General features: G+C 68.8%; 14 protein-coding genes and 1 pseudogene. 6 read left to right on the top strand and 9 right to left on the bottom strand.

What is annotated here, in order from left to right; translation table 11 throughout:
• Positions 1-821 precede the first annotated feature (821 nt).
• Entirely contained in the window at positions 822-2,888 is a 2,067-nt protein-coding gene (locus AC067Z_RS37565) for an MFS transporter (RefSeq protein ID WP_478794146.1), read from the bottom strand.
• An 873-nt stretch (positions 2,889-3,761) separates the two neighbouring features.
• Between AC067Z_RS37565 and AC067Z_RS37560 the strand changes: the two genes are divergently transcribed.
• A complete protein-coding gene (locus AC067Z_RS37560) occupies positions 3,762-4,334 on the top strand; it encodes a hypothetical protein (protein WP_478794145.1) in 573 nt (190 codons plus the stop codon).
• A 713-nt stretch (positions 4,335-5,047) separates the two neighbouring features.
• On the opposite strand, the gene AC067Z_RS37555 is transcribed toward AC067Z_RS37560, so the two are convergent.
• The 5 genes from AC067Z_RS37555 to AC067Z_RS37535 form a co-directional block, all read right to left on the bottom strand.
• Positions 5,048-6,064: a cytochrome P450 family protein gene (locus tag AC067Z_RS37555; protein WP_478794144.1), complete on the bottom strand. Its 1,017-nt coding sequence runs from the start codon at positions 6,062-6,064 to the stop codon at positions 5,048-5,050.
• 965 nt (positions 6,065-7,029) lie between these two features.
• Positions 7,030-7,743: a histidine kinase gene (locus AC067Z_RS37550; protein WP_478794143.1), complete on the bottom strand. Its 714-nt coding sequence runs from the start codon at positions 7,741-7,743 to the stop codon at positions 7,030-7,032.
• Between the two features lie 79 nt (positions 7,744-7,822).
• Positions 7,823-8,422 (bottom strand): hypothetical protein, encoded by a 600-nt coding sequence (locus tag AC067Z_RS37545; protein ID WP_478794142.1) that lies wholly within the window; start codon positions 8,420-8,422, stop codon positions 7,823-7,825.
• On the bottom strand, positions 8,419-8,757 hold the full coding sequence (locus AC067Z_RS37540) for a hypothetical protein (RefSeq protein WP_478794141.1): 339 nt from the start codon (positions 8,755-8,757) through the stop codon (positions 8,419-8,421). The genes AC067Z_RS37545 and AC067Z_RS37540 overlap by 4 nt, the downstream gene beginning before the upstream one ends.
• 335 nt (positions 8,758-9,092) lie before the next feature.
• The gene (locus AC067Z_RS37535) at positions 9,093-10,481 is read right to left on the bottom strand and encodes a DUF5685 family protein (RefSeq protein ID WP_478794140.1); all 1,389 of its coding nucleotides are present in this window, start codon (positions 10,479-10,481) and stop codon (positions 9,093-9,095) included.
• 585 nt (positions 10,482-11,066) lie between these two features.
• On the opposite strand from AC067Z_RS37535, the gene AC067Z_RS37530 reads away from it, so the two are divergent.
• From AC067Z_RS37530 to AC067Z_RS37515, 4 genes and pseudogenes are all read left to right on the top strand, one after another.
• Positions 11,067-11,342 (top strand): hypothetical protein, encoded by a 276-nt coding sequence (locus AC067Z_RS37530; protein ID WP_478794139.1) that lies wholly within the window; start codon positions 11,067-11,069, stop codon positions 11,340-11,342.
• Between the two features lie 40 nt (positions 11,343-11,382).
• A pseudogene (locus AC067Z_RS37525) lies at positions 11,383-12,147 on the top strand (transposase family protein).
• Between the two features lie 225 nt (positions 12,148-12,372).
• Complete coding sequence (locus AC067Z_RS37520; RefSeq protein WP_478794138.1) at positions 12,373-13,767, top strand: alpha/beta hydrolase domain-containing protein; 1,395 nt, start codon at positions 12,373-12,375, stop codon at positions 13,765-13,767.
• Positions 13,768-13,944: 177 nt separating this feature from the next.
• A complete protein-coding gene (locus AC067Z_RS37515) occupies positions 13,945-14,250 on the top strand; it encodes a hypothetical protein (protein ID WP_478794137.1) in 306 nt (101 codons plus the stop codon).
• A 667-nt stretch (positions 14,251-14,917) separates the two neighbouring features.
• Here AC067Z_RS37515 and AC067Z_RS37510 read toward each other — a convergent pair.
• The 3 genes from AC067Z_RS37510 to AC067Z_RS37500 form a co-directional block, all read right to left on the bottom strand.
• A complete protein-coding gene (locus tag AC067Z_RS37510) occupies positions 14,918-15,145 on the bottom strand; it encodes a hypothetical protein (RefSeq protein ID WP_478794136.1) in 228 nt (75 codons plus the stop codon).
• Between the two features lie 53 nt (positions 15,146-15,198).
• Complete coding sequence (locus AC067Z_RS37505) at positions 15,199-16,164, bottom strand: TerC family protein (RefSeq protein ID WP_478794135.1); 966 nt, start codon at positions 16,162-16,164, stop codon at positions 15,199-15,201.
• Between the two features lie 217 nt (positions 16,165-16,381).
• Complete coding sequence (locus AC067Z_RS37500) at positions 16,382-16,786, bottom strand: STAS domain-containing protein (RefSeq protein ID WP_478794134.1); 405 nt, start codon at positions 16,784-16,786, stop codon at positions 16,382-16,384.
• Positions 16,787-16,907: 121 nt separating this feature from the next.
• Between AC067Z_RS37500 and AC067Z_RS37495 the strand changes: the two genes are divergently transcribed.
• Entirely contained in the window at positions 16,908-17,243 is a 336-nt protein-coding gene (locus AC067Z_RS37495; RefSeq protein ID WP_478794133.1) for a YncE family protein, read from the top strand.
• Positions 17,244-17,610 lie beyond the last annotated feature (367 nt).

Genomic DNA, 17,610 nt, shown 5'->3' with positions numbered 1-17,610 from the left:
TGTCCGCACGCCCACCCGGGAGAGGGCGGGGAATGCGGGGATCGCGGTTGCTTGACCGGAGACCACCTCACTATCGATGTCCTGCGGTACCCGGGACTCAAGACTTCCGCCCGGGCGATCCTGATGGCGCTCGGCTCCTCCGTTCTTCCCTCTTGATCAACACTTACCAACGGGGACTGCGTACTGCGGTACTGCTCTCTGCGTACTGCTGGTGATACGAACCGCTCAGTGGCCTGCGACAGCGCCACTCTTCGACAGTCAGCCCCGTCGCCCGTCCTGCATCTGCTCTGGCTCAGAACCCCACTGCCGAACCTCCCGGTGCGCGCGCCCGCAGCCGACGCCTTCACCGAGGTGCTGCTCACTCACTTCACTGCTGGGTACTGCGAACTGCACTTACGGGTACTGCCACTGCGGTACTGCTCACGGCGGCCCCTGATCACTGCGGGCCCCCCGGTCCGGTCGTCAGTCCCGTCGCCGTCCTGCACCTGCTTTGGCTTCGAAACTCCACCACCGCACCGCCCTGCCAACTGCAACTACGGGTACTGCGGGTATTGCTGCCCGGCAGTTCGTCTCTGCCGGGCCCTGCTGTCTCTCTGGCTACGAGAGAAACCATAACCACCCCACCGCCCAATGTCTACTGCGGCCAGCATAGATTTCCGCGTGTTCGACAGTGAGGTAATCAACCTCGAACAGCTAATCCGTTGTTGGCGGCCCCGCGGAGCGGGCGTTGAGTCCCAGGCCGTTCGAGCAACGGTGTTGATCGCATGGCGTCAGCACTCGCTGCCCGAGGGGCCCTCGAAGTGAAGAGGGCCGGATGCCGCCTACTGCGCCGCGGGGTACGCCAGCTCCATGTCGAAGCCGTCCGTACCGTGGCCCTCGACGGTCAGCGTCGCTGCCACGGGCGGGTAGCCGCTGGCGATGAGCGAGTACTCACCCGCGGAGAGGTCGGTGAAGGCGTACGCGCCGTCGGCGTCCGTGACGGTGGTGCGCACTACGTTCCCGGCGGCGTCCACCAGCGTCAGCCGGGCATCGGGCAGCCGGCGGCCGCTTTCTGCGGCGCGTACCGTGCCCTCCACCTGCAGGCCGGCCGGTCTTGTGGCGCGAGGGAGTCTGACGCCGTACGCGACCGGGGTGGCCGCCGCCATGACTGTGGCGGCCTGCGGCTGATGGCCGTCGGCAGACGCGATCAGGAGGTACGGGCCACCGGTCGGGGCGTCCAGCGTGTACCGGCCGTCGGGTTGGGAGAGCGTGCGGCACACCTGCCGGCCGTCCGGCGTGACAAGGGCGAGGGCGGCACCGCCCAGCACCTCGCCTTCGGCGTTCCGCACCAGGCCGTGGAACCCGGCCCCGGCCGGGGCAGCATCGGCCCGGACCGCGGGCTCCGTAACCGGATCGGCAACGTCCTTCTCCGTGGCCGGAGTTGACGAGGCGCCCGCGCTTGCGTTGCCCGCCTCGACGATCCGGGGGTCGTGCTGGCCGCGCAGGCCGAGCGCGCTGATCACCGCGACCAGCGCGAAGGCGACGGCCCCGATGCCGAAGGTGAGGGTGAACCCGGATTCGGCGGGCAGCGGGGGAACTCCCGCCGGCAGGTGCTCGATGGTCCTGGACGCCAGGATCGTGGTGACGACTGCGCTGCCGATCGCGCTGCCGGTGGAGCGGGAGATCGAGTTGATGCCGTTGGCGATGCCGCTCTGGTGCTGCGGGACGCTCGCCATGATGATGGCGGGCATGGCGGCGTAGCCGAAGCTGACGGCAGCGCCGGTCATGAGGCCGGCTCCGATGACCGAAGCCGTGTGCGAGTGGTCGAGGACCAGCCAGCCGAAGCCGACCGCTCCCCATGCGGCGGCCAGGCCGAGCACGTAGCGGGGGCCGCGGCGGCGGACGAGCCGGCCGCCGAGGGGGGAGGCGAGCAGGGAGACGATCGCGCCGGGCAGCAGGAACTCGACGGATGCGCGCAGGATGGAGGCATCGAAGCCGAATCCGGTGAGCGCCTCGGGCATCTGCACGAGGTAGGAGACGCCGAGGAAGTTCGCGAACATGCCGAAGCCGACGAGGATGCCGGCCAGGTTGGCCATGAGGACAGGGCGGTGGACGAACATCCGCATGTCGACGAGCGGCTGGCGGACCTTGAGCTCGACCAGGACCCAGGCCGCGGTCATGACGGCAGCGCCGGCGAAGGCGCCCAGCGTGCGGCCGGACGCCCAGCCCCACTCGTGGCCCTGGGAGATCGGCAGCAGGAGCAGCAGCAGGGCGATGCCGAGGGTCAGCGCGCCGAGGAAGTCGGTGCGTCCGCCGGTCTTGTGCCGGGTCGCCGGGACCAGGAGGACGACGGCGAGCAGAGCGAGGACCGCGAAGCCGGTCGCCATCCAGAAGGCGTTGCGGTAGTCGGCGCCGTCGCCGGAGGTGAGCAGGCCCGTGGCGACGAGCGCGAGCCCGCTGCCGAACGCGAGGGTGCCGCTGACCAGTGCCATGGCCCCGGGCAGCTTCTGCGGCCGGACTTCTTCACGCAGGACCGAAAGTGCCAGCGGGAAGATCGCGGTGGCGGCGCCCTGGAGTACGCGGCCCAGGACCAGCAGCGGCAGCGAGTTCGCGACCGCGGCGATGACGGAGCCCGCGACCATGACGACGAGCACGGCTACCAGGGTGGGCTTCTTGCCGTGCTGGTCTCCGAAGCGGCCGAGGAGGGGGGTGAAGACGGCGGCGGACAGCAGGGTGGCGGTGGTCACCCAGCTGACGCCGGCGGCCGAGGTGCCGAGGTCGTCCTGGATCAGGCCCAGGATCGGGACAGGCAGGGTCTGCATCATCGACACAACCATGGCGGCGAGGCTCAAGGCGAAGACCAGGACTGTCTCGTTCCGCTGCCCGTGGGCGGATGCGGTGTGGCTCATGGTTGGCAGGACCTTCTCAATGCTTCAGATCATAGATGTTTTAGGGCCTCAAGTACTTCCGCCAGACGGTAGACCTTAATGCTTAAGATAGTCAAGTAAATAATTGATGATGTGAAGCATCTTGAGTGCGCTCCAGCCATGAGCACACCGCCCCCTATGCCCCCACCGAGCCCCCCAGGTTCTGGTGCTTGCCGCCATCTGGCCACCCAATGCCGCGACTTCGGGCCCCAGCCCGCCCACCACGGCCTCGCTTCACCCACCGCTGCCGTCTGCCCGACGCCGTTGTCAGGCGTTGTGGCGCGGAGTTGGTGCTGTTGGACGTTGGTGCCGGCCGGATGGAGTCCGTGGTCGGCGAGGGTGATGTGACCGACGAGGGGTAGTCCCGCGCGTTCCCTGCCGGTCTCGACGGCGCGGAGAAACGCGGGGTCAGGGGCGGGTGCGGAAGACCAGGCGGTGGAGACACTGACCATGCCGAGAAACGGGGGCAGCCGGTCGGTGAGGAACCACAGGTGCCGGTCTCCCAGGAGGGCTGCGCTCTGCTGGGGGGAGCAGCGGCCGCTCGACGTCGGCCTCTCCGGGACCGCGCACCAGGCGCTCGGCCATCCCGGTCGCGGCGAGTGCCGTCGCAGGCGGCTCAACATGCGTACCCACGAGTTGCCGACGAGCTGCGACGGTGCTGCATCCACCCGGTGCTCCATGAGGCCCAGATGGTGTACGGAGGGGCGCGGCGGACAGCGGTGCCGGTCTCGATCATGCAAATGTTCGGGGCGCGACGCGGCGGACGGAAGTCACGGTTCGTGCGGCCGAAAGGAAAGGCGTGAGTCCGTGACGGCAGAGACTCTCTGAGTTCCCCATCAAGGAGGAGTACTTGTAATGCAAGCATCCATGCGAGCAGACCGGGCGACGATGGCGTCGCGAGGAGCGAGAAGGGGGTCGCAGCTCGTCGGCCTCGGTCTGACGACGGCTGTGGCCATCGCCTTCGCCACCCCCGCGTCGGCGGACCCCGGCCCCCGGCTCGAGGCCGAAGTGGCGTCCGTGGAGTACACGGGCGACGCGGACTGCGTCCACGTCCAGCCGTCGCTGGGCGTTGAGGGCACCGACTTCTTCGAGGTCGACACGGACGACGCGCCCGCGGACCAAGAGGTGCTCCCCTTCTCGTTCAACTCGCAGAACGGATCGATCCGCTTCACCGTCACGGACAACGCGGAGGGCCGGCCGGAGTTCGTCGAGTTCCAGTTGACCGGGCCGTTCGCCGCTGCCGCGGTCATCGTCAAAGGCGGCAACATCGGCGCCAACGTCTACGACTACCGGAGCTCCATCGCCGGCCGGGTCGCGGTCGACGAAACGCTGCACACCCCGCTCGACACCGGCGGCGCTGGCATCAGCCACGTCGCGTTCTGCATTGTCGAGGACGATTACAGCGGCGACCGAACCGCTAACGGCTGAAGGTGCCGTGGCACTGTCCCGAGGGACACAGCGGCCGTGACGGACGCGACAGGCGTGCGCAGCGGCAGGTCGGACAGAGGCCGATCCGATCGATCGCCTCTTCTCTCTGCGCGCGCCGTGCGGTGACCGCAGCTGAGGCATCCTTGGACAGCGTCAAGACCTCGGCGATCAGCTCCGACCGGTCGTGCCGCGTGGTTGGCGCCCTCACCGGCCACCTCTGCTCTTGCTCAAATCGCCAGTGACGCAGTGACTTGCAGCGGACTGTGACCTCATGAACCGATCAGTGACTTGTCCGCGCCGGGTGAGCCGGTATCCGCGGACGGTGTACACCAAGGCGATGCCGGCACCGATTGCCGCCACGCACGCCACCAGGGCGGTGCGTAACCCAGTGATCAGTGCGGCGGATCCAGTGCCGTCACCCACCGTCGTGGTGTCGATGTACTCCGCATCGAGCAGATACGGCCCTCTCCACACCAGCCAGGGCAGCCCGACCAGCAATCCAAGCGTGGCAACCACGGCAAGTGCTCAGGAGCCGTACCGCCGTACGCCACGCATGACGCGGGCCCGGGCGTGGCGCCGGGCGAGAGCAGGCTTCATAGCTGCCTACATGCCAAGGAGCAGCTGCCCGGTTGCACCGGCGCAACCGGGGCTTCACTCCTGATCACCGGGTTCGATTTCACGCACTCAATGAGTCCGGTCGGCCGAGCGGCGGACTACCGCAAGAACCACGCCTTCCACCAAGGCCGTCGAACCGGCGCGGGGGCGGCAGCCGGAGGCGCCGGCGCTGCAGGCACAATCGCCGGCAGGGGCTGCGCCGCGGCGGGCGCGGGCGCAGCCGGAACACCGGGCGTCCGGGTTGCCATGAACTGCACCGGCAGCGACTTGACGCGCTCGGACAGCCATGCCGCACTGGTCTCGATCTCGTGCGCGGGAACGCTGAGTTCGAGGCCCTGAAGCCGGTTGAGCAGAGTGTCGATTCCGGTGTCGGCGATGGCGCGCCCGATGTCCTGCCCCGGGCACTCATGAGGCCCACTGCTGAACGACAGGTGCGATCGATTGCGGTGGAGCGGGACGGACAGATCGGGCCGGATCTCCGGATCGACGTTGCCTGCCGCCAGGCCGAGGAGCAGCATGTCGCCCTCCTTGATCTCCGCGTTCCCCAGCTTGATGTCACCCGTGGCCCACCGGCCGGGGATCGCGGACAGCGGGGGACGGTCCCACAGGACCTGGTCGAGTGCGTCGGGCAATGTCATCGACCCGCCGGACAGCCCGGCTCGGAAGCGACGATCGGTCAGCACCAAGTGCAGCGTATTCGCGATCAAGTTCACCGTGGTCTCGTTCGCGGCGACCAGGATGAGGCGCAGGTGCTCGATGACCTCGCTCTCTTCGAGCTCGGATTCGTGAGCGATCAGAGCCGACGTGAGGTCTTCCCCCGGCGCCTGCATCTTGCGCTTGTACAGCCTGCCCAACGTCTCCGTGACGAAGGCGTTGCTGGCGAGAGCCGTCTCGGACCCCTTCATCAGGTCGAGCGTGGCCTCCACGAGCTCCGGACCGTTCTCCTCGGGCATGCCCAGCAGCTTCGTCATGACGAGCATCGGCAGGCGCTCGGCAAAGGCAGGCACAAGGTCGGTGCGCCCGGAGGCTATGAATCCGTCGATCAGCAGGTTCGCGTACCGATCCGCGTACCTGCGCACGCCTTGCCGACTGAAGTAGCCCAGCGCCTCGGTCACCGCCAACCGGAGGCGTGCGTGCTGGTCACCGTCGGCGAAGACACACAGGGGCGCCCACCCGATCATGGGGAGCAGCGGCGAGTCCGCGGAGATTTTGTCGTACTGGTTCCACCGCCGTGAATCCCGCGAGTACAGCGACGGCGTGCGCATGACCTCAAGGTTCTCGCGGTGTCCGAGGACCATCCATGCCGGTAGGTCACCGTGCAGCATCACCGGGGCCACGGGGCCGTACTGGGCGCGGAGCTCCTCGTACAGGGCACGGGGGGCGGCTTCCGCCTCCGGGCCGTACATCCGCCGGAGCCCTTCCGGACTCATGCCGTGAGCGGGACAGCCCGGGGGCGGAGTCGGAGCAAAGCTGTCGACGGGGCCGGCGTCAGAGCGCGGGGTGGTCACTAGACCTCCGGAGGTCATGAAAGAGCGTCAGCCGGACGGCCGCACCGCTGGCTCGCTCGCGATCGTCTACGTGACCGCGGATCGTCAAGCACGGTGGTTCGGCACTCGAACAGGTCCTCAGTCGGGAGCAGCATAGCGCCGCGTCAACAGGCCTCTGGTGAGGGGGCGTTGCAGCCGCCTCCCGCACGCCGCCCGTCTGGCAACCGCTCTGGCATGATGCGCTCATGCGCGAGCTGGTCTACTTATCAGAACGCAAGCTTCAACAGTTCAGGCTCTAAAAGCGCCGGCGCTGGAGCAGCCGAACTCCCTTCGAGGGCGAGATCACCTTTCTCGGCTTCGGGGGGTATCAGGTTCGGCCCCACGGCGCCTGATGTCGGCGACACGGTGACAGATCTGGAGAGCGTGATCTCCGCGCTGGAGGCATCGGACCGGGCGGCGACATGGTTCGGCGACCCAGCAGTACAGCACGGTCAGTGGGTGTATTTCGAGGCGCCGCTGTGTTACGCGCCGCTGGGAGTGGACGATCAGCCCGGCGCCGTCGTCTTCATCGATCACGGCGAACCGGCCGCAGGCTATCCGACCGGCGGGAGCCTGAAGGTGCTGGCCGGCGTGATCTGCTCCGCGGGCACAGGCTCGGTGGGAAGTTCCCGCAGCCAGTAGCCGAGGGGGCCGCAGTCCCAGACGGCGAAGCCGCGCGTCTCCACACCGTCCTGGCCCTCGTGGTGAGCCTGCCAGGCCGAGGTCAGGCGCCAGCTCGACAGAAGCTCGGAGATCAGGTCGGCGACGAGCGCCAGCGCCGGCTCGCCGAGGCTGCCGGCCGTCGCGAGGGCCCGGCGGATCGCCTCCCGCTCGTCGTCGGCGGACCGGACGAGGCCCTCGCCTTCCAGGACCGCGAGACCTGCCTCGACGGTGGCGATGGTCGTCTCCACGACGGAGAGCGCCGTGTCCCGGCCTGTCGAGGACTGCTGGAGGTTCACCATGTCGGCGAGCTTCCAGACCAGCATCTTCGGCTCGACGCAGGAGTACTCGGCCTCGGTCACGCCCGGCCACGCCTCGTGCGCGACGACGTGCTCCTCACCGATGAGCATGCCGTGGTGCAGCTTGCCCTGCCGGCCGGCGGCCTCCAACGAGATGACCACCCCCGGGGTGAGGACCGTCTTCATCAGCGGCAGCAGCAGAGGGGACAGCTGACCGTTCTCATCGATCAAACCGCAATCCAGCAGCTCCTTCCGGGCCGCCGCGAACTCGTCGGGCACCTCGTCCCCTGCCGCCAGCTCGGAGAGCACGATCACATGCTCGTCGGGCCAGCCGGAAGCGGGACCGGGAGATGTCGAACGAAGGCATAATCACTCACTTGGTAGTCGCTCAGGACTGGGACTCGGCCCAGAAGTTGAAGATTCTTGAGATGCCCGCCCGCACGGCGCCGCGCCGCGTGAGCACGGACCGGTCGACTCCGGAGAAGAGAGCCGCGAGCGAGACGTCGGCGGGCAGGACCCGGCCCGCCGCCTGCACGGTTACTCTCCTACCGCTTCCGAGGCCCGACTGCCGCACCGTGATGACGACGCCGGGGTCTTCGGCGTCGGCCTGCCGGGACAGCTTGTACGCCCGGCGGTTGATCGCCGTGAGCCTGTACGCGTCGCCCAGATACGTCATGTGCAGGGAGCGCCCCCGGTGCGTCGGCGCCCACCGGTTACGGCTCATCCGCACGACCCCGTCGCCCACCCGGAGCGTCGCGCGGTTGAGGGTCGGCATCGACACGACGTCCGTGTGCACGCCACGCGTCTCGAACGTGGCCGTGGGGATCAGACCACCGTGCACAGCCGTGACGATCGCGTTCGGCATGTCCCGACCCGCCGGGTACACCACCTGGATGTCGCCGAGCTCCGGAGAAGTGCCCTGCCAGCCGAACTTCGTGCGCCCAACGGGCTGTTTCTCCTTCCAGTACGCAAGCATGAACGAGCTCATGGTCGTGTGCATGACTTTCCCTCGCTAGTCGAACGGGTGAGGGCGCTGCCCAGCTTCTTCGCCCCGTCGGCGATACCGTCCCCGATGTCCGAGGCCTTGTCGCCCACCCAATCACCGGCCTTCTCGATTCCGTCGCCAATGGCCTCGTGGTTGTCCCAGATCAGGCAGCCGGCGTACACCACGCCTGTACCGATCGCCAGGCCGGCCGTGACCGGGTTGGGCGCCACGGTCAGCGCGGTCATCGACGCGCTGAACGCCGTTCCGCTGAGGTCGCTGGCGAACTTCGAGGGATTGGCCTTGATCATGTCCGCGTCGTACGTGGCCAGGTTCGCCACGCCGTAGGCGGTCGCCGCGACACCGCCGACGACACCCGCCCCCCCGGATCCATCCGGCGGCCTTCGCGGCGTTCGCGATGCCCCCGTTCTCCGCGACCTTGACGAGGTTGGCCTCCGCCGCCGACGGCATGAAGAAGGAGCCGTTCCGCATGTACCCGCCGAACATGGCCGCTTCGTCGGACCCGGTGTCACCGGTCGAGATCCGAGCATCTCGCACCGGCCGCCGCCGTCCCATTCGGGCTCCGTATGCGGCACCGCGGCGGACCCGCTGTTGACCATCGCCACCACATCCGGTCCCCTCCGGGGGCCGGGGGTCCGCCCGGCTCATCGGTCGTTCAGTCGCAGCAATCGCAGCAACACTTGCACGGGTTACAGCAGCCCCCGCCACTGCAGCAGCCGTCACCCGAGTCACCACCGGAACCACCGGAGCCCCCCGACCCCCGACCGCCCCCGCCCGAACCGCCGGAGGCGCCGCCCGAGTTGCCGCCGCCTGGGCCGCCGAACCAGCCGTCGCCCCCGGAACCGTCCCGGCCGGAACCCTCCTGGCGAGAGCCGCCGTTGCGGTTGCCGTCGCCGAACTGCCAGGGCTCTCCGTCATCCTGGCCGGCGTCCTCGTTGCAGGAGCAGCAGCTGACGCACAACCTGCAATCGCGGCACAACTGGCGCCACTGGCCACACCGCCGACACTGCCCCTCCGAGGGCCGGCCCGACGACATCGAGGTGCCCTCCGGGGGCGCGCCCGCAAGCGCCCCGACGCCGCAGTCCGTGCCCGTGCCGGTCCCCGAGAGCGTTTCCGTCGCCGTACGCCGTCCCAGCCACGGCAGCATGCGCGGGCCCCGTGCCTGGCGGCGGTGCTGGTGGTGACGATGCCGGGGGTCGAAGACGCGGTCGACAGCGCGCTCCAACTCGCCGCCCAGCAGTGCCCGCGCCAGCCGCCCGTCGACGAACTCGGCGTCGGACAAGGCCAGTCGGATCCCATGCACTGCGTCGTCGCAGAGCCGACGCACCTCGGTGGGGTCGGCGCCGGTCACGGTGATCGGGTTCCACGCGCCGGACGCCTCGTCCGCGTCCAGATCCTCCACCGCGTCGAGCAGATGCGCCAGCCGACCGAACAGACGGCCGGCCTCCGCCAGCGGCTCGGCGTTTCCCGGGCGGTCGGCGAGCACCGCGGTGTGCGCGAAGGCGGCGGCGGTTGCCGTCTCCGTGGGTTCCGTGACCGTCAGAAGCGTGTCTCCGGGGCCGGTCAGCCGTTCGATCTCCGACTGCCGTTCGACCGCGCCGAGCAGCACCGCGGTGTCGAAGCCGAGCCGTTCGCCGCCCGCGGCGCCCGCACGGTCCCAGCCGTGGGCGATCCGGCGTGCCGCCAGGGTTATCGGGCGGCGGCCCAACAGGCCGTCGCCATCGGCCACATGGTCACGTACTTTCGCCGCGGCCAGCACCAGCGACACCGTCGCCGCCAGCCGGGCGCCCTCGCCCTGCGCCACGTCCGCCGACCGCATCCCGCGCAGCGGACACGGACCGGCGCCTCTCCGCCAGTCGCCGGTACGCTCCGACTGCGCCTCGGTCAGCACCGAGACGATCAGACCGTCGTAGTTGGTGGCCACCCGCGCGAACTGCCCGTACTCGCCGCGCAGCGCCAGGCACAGCCCGCACAGATGCGCCATCCACTCGGTGCGCATGCCCTCGCCCAGGCGATGACGGCATGGCCTGATGATTCCGAACATCGAAGTTCTCCCCCGTAGACACAGCTGCCAGAACACAGCCGGACGGGCGGCAACGTCAACACGCGACACGACCGCACGTGACGCAGGACCGCCCGTCACCCAACGGGCGACATGCTATGGCCTGTCCAGTTCAAGCGCGTGAGCTGCGGCTTCGCCGACGGTACGTGCGTGACCCGCTGACCGGCCAACTACGGCGCCAAGTCACAACGGGCTGTGACTGAGCACCGTAGTCGGCCCGTCCGGGGTGCGGCCGTGGTGCGTTGGTCGGGTGAGGCGGAGACGATGGAGCGGCAAGTGCCTTCTCTGATCTACATCCGGGCGCTGCAGTTCGCAGGGAGACACCTGCCTGCATTGAACCGATCGGGTGCGCCAAAGCGCAGTGTCGGGCCAGCCCCGCAACTCCTCACGAGTTGGAGGCTCATGTCCTCCGCCAGCGACTCGCCAGGCACGATGACGAAGGGCCTCACAAGCGCTACTTACCGTCTGGGCCAGTAGCCCGGGCGGCTCACGCCGCCGTGCGGAGACTGGGGCGGACTGCTCGACTGGAGGAGTCCCCCCGCCCCCTGACTTCACGGGAGCAGCACCATGGCCATCATCGCCATCATCGACATGCCGGGCGTTACCAAGGAGCAGTACCAGGCCAATCATGCCAACATCCACGCGGCGCCGTGGTGGCCGGCGGAGGGCTTCATCTCGCATGCGGGGGCCTCGTCGGACGGCGGCTGGCTCGTGGTCGACCTGTGGGAGTCGAAGGAGGCTCTCGCGGCGTTCATGGAGAAGGCGGCGACGATCTTCGAGGACGGCGGTATGCCGAGGGTCGAGCCGAAGATCTACGAAGCGGTGAACGTGGATATCGGCTGAAGCCTGTTGCAGAAGGCTGAAATCTGGGCATTTCCCTTGCATGCGTGGGGTGTTGAGAGCTGAGCCGTCGTGGGTGGAGACGTTCACCGGACTGCGGATGCGACAGTTCGAGCGGCTGCTGAAGGTGGTGCGCGAGCGGGGCGGGAACGGCCCCGGTGTGGGCGGCCGTGCGGCCTGCCGCTGCGGAGCGGGCGCTGCTGGTGGCCGTCTACATACCGCACGAACCTGACGATGCCGTAGCGCGCACCGCTGTTCGGTGTCTCGCCCGCGACGGTCTGCCGTCATCCAGCGGCTGCAGCCTCTCCTGGCCATCGAGCCGACGTCCCCGCCCGCCGACGCCGTGGACCGGCTGTGGATCGTGGACGGCGCCCTGATCCCGGTCCGCGACCGGCAGATCGGCGCATCCTCACGCAGCTACCGGTTCTCGGCAAACGTGCAGGTCGTCATCGACGCCGACACGAAACTCGTGGTCGCCGCGGCCCGGCCCGCGCCGGGTAACAAGGCCGACGCGCAGGTCTGGCGCAACTCCGGCCTCGCCCAGCGCTGCGAAGGAGTCACCGTGCTGGGCGACGGCGCCTACATCAACACCGGCCTCGTCGTCCCGCACCGCAAACGCCCCGGCCGGGACCTCCTGGCCGGCGAGGAAGACAACGCCGAGCACCGCAGAGTGCGCGCCCGCGTGGAGCACGCCTTCGCCCGCATGAAGCACTACAAGATCCTCCGGGACTGCCGACAGCGCGGCAGCGGTCTTCACCACGCAGTCGAGGCCGTCGACCACATGCACAACCTCGCCCTCGCCACGTGAACAGATCCACCCCAACGCGCCTCCGACCGCCGAAACGCAGGCTTCTGCAACACGCTTTAGGGCGTCAGCCGTGCGGCGCAGAGAGTCGCTCCTTCGGACGTGGCCGGAAGGCTGCGCTCGGCGGAAGGTGGTCGGCTGGCGTCGGCGCCTCACACCGACAACCTGCACCAGGTGGGATCACTCCGCGCGCCAGGCACTACTCCTGGTGCGAAAGGAGAGCCCCTGATGTTCCGGCATCGTTCCCTGCCTCGTTTCGGGCCCCCGGCCCGTGCCGCCCTGCGGTCCCTGTTCCCGGCCGTCCTCGGCCTGGCCCTGCTGGCGCCGGCCGCCGAGGCGGTCCCGCGCCTGCCGGAGGCCGCCGCGGTCGGGTCCGACGCCGGGGCGGGCATTGGGGAGGACCGACTGGTCCCGGGCAGCGTCACGCCGCTCGGAACGTTCGGAGGTATCCGTTACATCCGGCACGCCGGCGTGTTCGAAGGGGAGACGTCGACCGGGCGGTTCCGGGTCCCGTACCAGATCAGCGCCCCGGAGAACCCGCGCCGCACCAACCGCACCGTGCTCGTGGAGCCGTCCCACTTCGCCATCGGCCTCGGCACGCGCGACGGCTACCTCGGTCCGGAGCTGCTCTTCTCCCGTGGTTTCGTACACGCCGGAATCGGCTGGAGCACCCTGCGGAACCGCATCCTCGACCCGTCGGTGCCGGGGACCTTCATCGAAGGGGGCTTCGAGGAGGAGGGGGCGCGGGTCGACGACGAGATCATCACCGAGTTCGGCCGTGCCCTGTCCCGCGCCCAGGAGACGGTGGGCAAGGTGTCCCGGACGTACGTCACGGGCTTCTCCGACAGCTCGTACCCCATTCTCCGGCTGATCGCGTCCGGCGACGCCTCGGGCGTCTTCGACCTCGCGATGCCGTTCACCACGGACACCTTCGACCCGCAGGCGGACATCGCTGCCGGCCGGTACGCGGGGAAGGTCGTCGTCCTGAACTCGGAGGCCGACGACTCCTCCACCCTGACCGACCGGGGCGTCGCTCCGCGGCAGTACCGCTTCTACGTCGTCGCGGGCTCCCCGCACGTGCCGGATCTGCTCGGCGACAACCCGGCAGACGGCCCGCCCGCCGCAGGTACCACGCCGGCCACCTTCGTGCCCGCCCTGCGCGCGCACTTCCTCCAAGGGCATGACTGGGTGCGCAACTTCCTCCAACGGCACGACTGGGTGCGCAAGAGTTCGGCGCCGCCCACGAGTACGCAGCTGCGGACCTTGGGCGACGGCACAGTCGTCCGCGACGCGCGCGGCAACGCGATCACCGAGGACCGCACGGGACGGACCGTGCCGCGCCTGCCGTTCGTCGAACTCGGCGAGGCCCGGTTCATCGCCGGCTTCCTCGGCAGCTACGAGGACGTTCGTACCGTGCAGCAACTCGGCTTCGCCGACCACGGGGCCTACCGCCAGGCCTTCGACGACAAGGTCCGTGCGTATCTGAAGGCCGGATATGTCCTGCAGGAGGACGCCCGCGACATGCGGCGACGTGCGGCTCTGTGCCCGCCCAAGACGTACACGGAGACGTATCGCGACCACTACACGCAGTTCGTTGCGATCCAGCCCTGCTCCGCACCGTGACCTCCTGTATTGGGGTCAGAAGGCGAAGACCGTGTCGTCGCGCGCGATCCGCAAGCGGCACGCGGCAGCCGCCGCCCGCGCTGAACGCCTGCTCCCGCCGGAGGATCCGGGCTACGTGGTCTCCGACGGCATGGCGCAGGACCGCCGGCCGGTCGAGGTTCACGTCGGGACTGCGGGATGGCGAAGCGGACGAAGTGCGTCACCGCGGACGAGGCGCGCCGGGCACTCGCCGACGGTGTGGAGGCGCGTCAGTTCTGCCCGACCGGACACTGCGCTGGGCGTGCTGCGACCGGCGGGGAGGGGCACGCCCGAAGCGTCGAAGCCAGCAGGGCCTGTCGCAGGTCGTCCTCGAAAGACGCCTGGCCCGAGCTGGCCCGGGGTGGAGCAGGAGTTGCTCAACTGCAGCCCGACCAGCTCCTCCGCCGCCCGTCCTTCGTCCCCACCCGCACCGGCGGCAGCAACGGCTCCACCAACGCCCACTGATCGCCCGTCAGATCCGATGGAGTCGCCCTCTGATGGTGTGTGACCTACCGCTGTTGGAGTAGTGGGGCTGTGAGCTGGCTGGCGGAGCAGTCAGCTTCTGGACGGGGGTCGCGGTTCTGCGTCGGTATGCCTGCTGGACCGAAGGGTGGCGAGGCCGAAGGCCAGTCCTCCGGCGATGAACCAGGGGTTCCAGAGGGCCGGCGTCCAGGCCCGCTGCCCCACGCTCACGGAGGTGTCCAGGTGCGTCGTGTTGGTCAGCAGCAGATCGAACCTTCGCCGGGTTGCTCGTGGTGCTGGTTGGGAGTGACGACACTTCAACCGGCGTGGGGAGGCGGGATGCGCAACCGGTCCGGGTTTCGCAGGCTGACCGCCGCCGGACGCAGCACCCACCGCTGCGACGAGGGACCCTCCCGGCACCTTCCATCCCCTCGGAGAACGAGGTCCCTTTTGGAAGACCCGGGCCCCGAGAACGCGCTCGCGGCGCTCCGGGGTGACCTCCGGCAGTACGCGGAAGGTCCGCCGCATGACGACGCGGCCATGCTGCTGATCAGGTACCGGCGGTCGTGAGGGCGTCGACGATCACGACCACCGTGCCAGTCGGGGTCTTCGGCGGACAGCTTGAGGCGCTGCTGGTTGTGTGTCGACTCGGTGAACCACTGCTGGATCTTCAGGAGGGAACCTGGCCCCCGGCGTGCCGGGGCCGGTCGGCCTCGCGGGCCGGCTGGTCCGCCTGCCCGGTTTTGGCGCAGGAGGGGTTGGTGCAGGGGGCGTCCGCGTAGAGCGGGACGTAGACGCCCATCGTCTTGAACCGCTGGACCGTCGCCGGCAGCGGCTGCTTGCAGGACGGGCAGAGGCTCCCGGGGCGGGACGCTGCAGAGTGCTTTTCTCCGTACATACATCGACTTTACGCCCGCTTTGCCTGGATTTGAAGGGGTCTTGGGCAGGTGGTCACCTGCTGCGTGCGGGCTCGCCGCTGTCGGACGGTGGTGGCCGCAGCAGGCTCAGGGCTACCGACACGGCGAGGACGACGACGATCACGGCGAGGCTCACCGGTGAGGGGATCTCCGGCACCGCCGGGCTGATCAGCTTGTGGGAGGCCTGCAGAACCAGCTTCACGCCGATGAAGGAGAGGATCAGCGCAAGGCCCTTGCTCAGGTAGTGGAACCGGTCGAGCAGGCCCGAGAGCAGGAAGTACAGGGCGCGCAGGCCGAGGATGGCGAACGCGTTGCTGGTGTAGACGATGAAAGCGTCGTCACTGACCGCGAGGACGGCGGGGACGCTGTCCACGGCGAAGATCAGGTCGGCTGCCTCGATCGCCGCGACGACGGCGAGCAGCGGGGTGGCAACGCGTTTGCCGGCCTCCTTGACGAAGAACTTCATCCCGTCGTACTCGTCCCGAACCGGCATGATCTTGCGGAGCAGCCGCACGGCGATACTTTTCCCCGGGTCGAAGCTGTCTTCCTCCTCCTTGAGGATCTTGTAGGTGCTGTAGAAGAGGACGGCGGCGAAGGCGAAGAGCACCGCTGTGAAGCGGCTGACCACGGCCACACCGGCCGCCAGGAAGATTCCGCGGAAGATCAGGGCGCCCATGACGCCGAAAAACAACACGCGATGCTGGTAGGCGCGAGGCACCTTGAAGTAGGCGAAGATCAGCGCGAAGACGAACAGGTTGTCGACCGACAGGCTCTTCTCCAGCAGCCACGCGGTCGTGTACTCCACCCCCGGCGTCGTGCCCAGGACCAGAAAGACGACGGCGCCGAAGGCGAGGGCGAGCCCGACCCACACACCGCTCCAGGCGGCGGCCTCCTTGAACCCGATGACGTGCGCCTCTCGGTGCGCCAGCAGGTCCACAGCCAGCGACACAACCACGGTGACGGCGAACACCGCCCACAGCCAGAAGGGCACGTCGAGCACGAAGGACCCCCTCACGTGGGCGGGGGTGAGGAAGATTGCCTGCCTTTGTAAAGAGTCTGACCCGGTACATCACGCTTGTCGCCCGCACCCGACCGCGTCCGGAGTACGTTCAGCCCTCTGGGAGGGGCAAGCAGCGCGGAGCCGGCGGGCCTGGAGCCGCCGGCGCTCGTCCGGGTCCCCCGCGCGCGCCGCAGGTCCTGCACTTTCTCGGCACCGCTCAGTCGCGGGAGTGCGGCCAGCGCCCGAGACCGTTGTAGCGGGGAACCTCGCGAGTGGCTTCGTCGGCCGAGTCGTGGAAAGCGTAGGACTTTCGGAGGTCGCAAAGCCTGAAGATCTCCAGCAGCCGCTGATCGGCGCAGGCGATGCGCAGCGACCCCTGGCGGGCCTGGATGCGTTTGGTGATGGCGACGATCATGCCGAGCCCCATGGAGTCCAGGAAGGTTGTGGGGCACAGGTCCAGGACGAAGTGGCGGTGGCCGTCATGAAGAAGCTTGATGATCGCTGCGCGGATCACGTGGGAGGTGTAGATGTCTATCTCGCCGGTGGTTTCGACGACGGTCCACCCGTTGGCCTCGTGGCAGCCGACGGACAGGCGGTCCTGTTCAACGATCTGTGTACGCACCCTCACGCTCCTCTCATACGCACGACCTTCCGTGAAGCACCGGACACCGCCGCACCGAATGCCCGCCGAGTTCAGGTAACCGGTCGGGCAGTGTGCGTCACAAGAGCAGAGATTTCAGATGGTGAGCGAGCACTCCCTGGTCCCGCGTCCGCGATGGCCGGCAGCCGCGTCACGAGCCAAGGCCGGTGCCCGTGGCCGAGGCAGGCACTCCGAGGACGTCGGCTCCTCCCACATCGTCGTCGACACACGCACGGTCGGCGACGAACCGGCCAGGACAGCAGTGGACCCGTCCCGTGCCCGCGCCTACGTGACCAATTCCGCGTCCAACACGATCTCGGCGATCAACACCGACACCGACGAGGTGGTCGACACCTTCGACATCGCCGGCACCCCGACCGGCGTGGCCATCCTGAACGCAACCCAAAACGGCACCTGCAGCGGCGATCCCTGCGATTGACCGGCAGGCACCGTTTGCAACGGAAAGACGGAAAGGGGTGTGCGGGCCTACCGGGCACCCCTTCCGCGCAACGGCTAGCTACCTCCTCGTTCACGAGGAACGGCAGTACGACTGCGAAGCCATAGCCGGCGTTTCCGACGGCGGACGCCTCACCTTGGATTCGTTGCCGCCGGCGCCGCGGATGGGTTCACCGCTGAGACTTGACCGGCAGGGGTACTGCTGCGCCGGGCCGCGGTCGGCCTAAGACGTCATCTCATTTGGCTATCTCGGTAGAGTGTTGTTCATGGTGGGAATCGTTGAGCGGTTGGTGCCGGACGAGTTGTGGGGGTTGTTCCAGCGGGTGGTGCCGGAGGCGCCGTCGCGGCCG

It is taken from the genome of Streptomyces sp. NPDC043812, assembly GCF_056436245.1.
The sequence above is the reverse complement of the archived record's forward strand: the minus strand, read 5'-3'. Positions and strand labels throughout refer to the sequence as shown.